This window comes from Shewanella sairae (assembly GCF_023283535.1).
GTDB classification, from domain to species: Bacteria; Pseudomonadota; Gammaproteobacteria; order Enterobacterales; family Shewanellaceae; genus Shewanella; species Shewanella sairae.
The window spans coordinates 1-4316 of the sequence record NZ_JAKILT010000120.1; the positions used below are offsets into that span (position 1 = coordinate 1).

General features: G+C 41.7%; 2 protein-coding genes and 1 pseudogene. All 3 read left to right on the top strand.

The window, feature by feature from the left end; genetic code table 11:
- The first annotated feature begins 308 nt into the window (after positions 1 to 308).
- A complete protein-coding gene (locus tag L2748_RS23180) occupies positions 309 to 929 on the top strand; it encodes a recombinase family protein (protein ID WP_220783436.1) in 621 nt (206 codons plus the stop codon).
- Positions 930 to 932: 3 nt separating this feature from the next.
- Positions 933 to 3929, top strand: a pseudogene (locus L2748_RS23185) (Tn3 family transposase).
- Positions 3895 to 4316, top strand: a 422-nt coding sequence (locus L2748_RS24680; protein WP_420833313.1) for a transposase, incomplete at its 3' end; no start/stop codon positions are given. The pseudogene L2748_RS23185 and the gene L2748_RS24680, both read left to right, overlap by 35 nt.

Consider the following 4316-nt stretch of genomic DNA (forward strand, 5'->3'; position numbering starts at 1 on the left):
TAGTCATAGGATGTTCTCAGAATGGGATTTGTTCTGAGATTATCTAAACGTTGCCCCTCAAGGAATCCGTCTTATATTGATCGCTTACGTTAAATAGAGGGTGAAGGGGTCTAAGGTGCAACGGAACGAAAAACTATGATAAGGAATTTGTTGCCGCTCCTACCTCCACTCTCAAAATGTGATTTTTAGTCCAAATGGCTAATTTAAGTAGCCAAAAATAACCTAGCCAATTTAAATCCCTATTCCTTATTTTTAGCCACCCTTATACACTAGGCCAAATGATCTATACCTTACTTGGCTACCCATCTATGAAAATCGCAAGGTTGTACATCCGCGTAAGTTATTCTCAGCAAGATCTTGAACGACAAAATCAAATTTATACTGATGCTATTACTGCTGGGTATTATGTGGCCGGTGTTTATAAAGAAAAAGCTTCAGGAGCCCGAGCTGATCGCCCTGAACTACTGCGTCTTATTGGTGACCTTCAACCAGGTGAAATTGTTGTCGCAGAAAAGATAGATAGGATCAGTCGACTTCCACTTCCCGAAGCTGAAAAACTCGTTGATTCTATTCGTGATAAAGGCGCCAAGTTAAGTGTACCTGGCCTCGTTGATCTAACGGAGCTGATACCTGATTCAGACGGAGTAACCAAAATAGTCATTGAATCAATTCAAGAGCTTTTGCTTAAGTTAGCATTACAAATGGCGAGGGATGATTATGAGACAAGAAAAGAAAGGCAGCGGCAAGGTATTGAATTGGCTAAAGAGCGCGGTAAATACAAAGGTCGTCAAGCTAATACCGATATTCACCAACAAATTATAGCGCTTAGAAAGTCAGGTATGACTATTAGCAAAACAGCGTCAGTGACAGCTTGCAGCATCAGTCAGGTGAAGCGGATATGGGCTTTGTACAATCAAGGGAAGTTATAGTCTATGCCAGTAGATTTTTTGGAACATCAACATGATAGTTATGGAAGCTATTGTCAGCCACCAACATCACAAGATCTATCTCGGTGTTTCCACCTTGATGATTTGGACTTAGAGCTCATTTCTGAAAAACGTGGGGCTCACAATCGTTTGGGCTTTGCATTACAACTATCAACATTGCGTTATTTAGGGTTGTTTATCAAGCAACCATTTGACGTACCAGACGTGGTGATTGAAACATTGCAAGAGCAATTAAATCTCCACGAAAAAGTTGACTATCAACGCTATTTAAATGGCAGTCAACGATGGCATCATATTCAGCAAATACGAGACTACTACGGATACGCTGACTTATCTGAAGGTAGGATTGTTTTCTACTTTTGTCGCTGGTTATATGCTTTATGCTGGAGTGGCATTGATCGCCCTAAAGTTTTGTTTGAAAAAGCACAATATTGGCTCATCGCGCACAAAGTAATACTTCCCGGGCGTAGCACCTTAGAGCGATTTATCTCCAAACTGAGAGCAAGAGTAGATAAGCGCATATGGAGAATTCTTGTTTCTGATCTTACCCTTGAGCAACAAGATCAATTGTTGGAATTATTGCTCCCCCAACCAAACCAAAGGTTGAGTATTTTAGAAAAGCTGAGAACGTCGCCTGTTAGTGCCAGTAGTAAAACGATAAATAAGGAAATACAAAGGCTTATTGACGTTAGAAAGTATCATTTCCCCTGGCAATTCAAGAAAAACATTCCTATCGTTCGAATTAAATTGCTATCGCGCTACGCCTCCACAGCCAAAGTGGCAGCACTGCGGCGTATGAGTCACCTGAAGAAACTGGTCATTTTACGAGCTCTGATGGCCAGCTTAGAAGCGTCAATTCAAGACGATATTCTGGTTATTTTTGAGTCCATTATTCAAGAGATTTTTAATAACGCCGACCGTACTTATAAACAGAATCGTCAAAGAAATCTTAAGGATATGGACGATGCGGCCTTACAACTAGCGAAGCTAGGTCAACTCGTTCTTGATGACACTGTGCCAGAAAGTGAGCTCCGAGCAGCAATTTTTGCCCAGCTCTCACCACAACAAATCTCAGGAGCCGTCAGTAAAGTAACAGAACTAACACGTCCTCACGATAAAGTGTTCTTCCAAGAGCTGGACGAAAAGTATCGAACTCTCCGTATATTCCTCCCTAAATTATTAGCTCAAGTACAATTTCAAGGTAATGCAGGAGCCAAACAAGTATTAGAAGCTTTAGATTGGATGTCTTCCAATATGGTGCGTGGAAAAGTGAAAGGTTCAGCGCCGTTAGAGTCTGTGAGTAAGCGATGGATGCCCTTAGTTATGGGGAAAGATGGACAGACGTTTAACTTTCACGCCTATACATTTAGTACGGTCGATAATACCCTTAAGTCGCTGAAACGACGAGATATTTTTATTGAGCCAAGTTGGCGGTATGCTGACCCTCAAAAAGATCTGTTAACTGGTGACGAATGGCATCAAAGCAAGCCTATGATATGTCGAGCGCTTGGTATTTCAATGGATCCAGCAACAACAATACAAAACTTAGTATCCGAGTTGGACTGTACTTACCGAGCTGTTGCTCAAAGGTTTCATTCCAACCCTGATATTACGATAGAAGATGAACGCCTCAAGCTCACTCCATTGGAGAAAGACGAAGAACCGCCTTCTCTGGAACATCTTAGAAAGTTATTCAGTAAAAGGCTGCCTCGTATTGAGCTACCGGAATTGATATTGGAAGTAGCAAACAGGACACACTTTACAGAAGCCCTGACTCATATCTCCGAAAAATCAGCGAGAGCGGATGATATCGATATTAGTTTATGCGCCGTGTTGATGGCTGAGGCGTGCAATACTGGCTTTGAACCTTTGATTCAACCAGATGTAAGAGCTTTGAAGAGGGATAGATTATCATGGGTATCCCAGAACTATATTCGAGATGAAACGATCACAAAAGCGAATGCCATACTCGTCAATGCTTACAACGAACTGCCGATTGTCAAATCATGGGGTGATGGAACAATGGCTGCCGCAGATGGATTGAGGTTTATTGTTGCCGTAAAAACGCTTTATGCAGGCCCTAACCCCAAGTACTTTCCTCAAAAGAAAGGGCTAACTTGGAATAACTTACTGTCAGATAAATTGATTGGTTTAAATGATATTCCTGTACCAGGAACGCTGAAAGACAGCCTAAGCTTATTAGCTTTAGTTCTTGAACAGCAAACAGAGATTCAACCTTCTGAGATTATGACTGATACAGGCTCTTATAGTGATGTCGTTTTTGGTTTGTTTCGGTTATTGGGTTACCGATTTAGCCCGAGACTCGCTGATTTAGGTGGTCAGCGTTTATGGAGAGTTGATCCTGAGGCAGATTACGGTGAGCTTAATGCAGTCTCTACCAACCGGATCCGATTGAATAAGATTACGCCTCAATGGGAAGATGTCCTACGTTTTATTGGATCTCTTCAGTTAGGTAAGTTGTCTGCCCGAGATGCGATGAGGGTTTTACAATCAGGCAGTAATTAAAGCTCTTTGGCTAGGGCGATTGCTGAGATTGGCCGAATAGACAAAACTATTCATCTTTTAACGTACATCGATGATATAGAAAAAAGACGTATGATTCTAAAGCAGCTAAATAGGGTTGAAGGAAGACATAACTTAGCCAGGGAAGTTTTTCACGGACGTCGTGGAGAAATGAGGCAAAAATACAGAGAGGGTCAGGAAGATCAATTGGGAGCCTTAGGACTAATGCTCAATGTGATAGTGTATTGGAATGCCTTGTACATGCAGCAAGTGGTTGACCAACTTCAACAAGAATGCATGAATATCAATTCAGATGACTTAAGTCGTGCATTACCTTTACTTTTCAGCCACATAAACATGAATGGCAAGTACACGTTTATCATTCCAAAAGAAGTAAAAAATGGAGAGCTGAGGCCATTGCGGGATGTGGCACAGGACACAGCTGAACCCTTATCATAGTTTTTCGTTCCGTTGCACCTTAGACCCCAACAAGCATAATCATCGCAAACGCCATTACTTCAAGAAGCCCGTTTATCGTATTAGCAATTCTACGCAATATACGAACTCACTCAGAAATAGAGGGCGTATTGATATCTGGTTATATGAGGACATCTTAAATAATTGGCAGTTTGATGAGCGAAGCTATGATGGCACCGGCTCTAGTGTTAAGTATCCAAACAGTACTATTGAAGCATGCCATCATCTAAGAATGGTTTTTAAACTGCCTTTACGGCAAACGCAGGGCTTTATCGACAATTTACTCCTGTTATTTGGAAGGCCCCACTTGCGATGCCCTGACTACACCTTACTTTCAAAGCGTTTAAATACACTTGGGATCACCACTCC

What these genes read in the sequence shown, in the direction of transcription:
- L2748_RS23180 (WP_220783436.1), top strand. Translation starts at nt 309, where the DNA reads ATGAAAATCGCAAGGTTGTACATCCGCGTAAGTTATTCTCAGCAAGAT.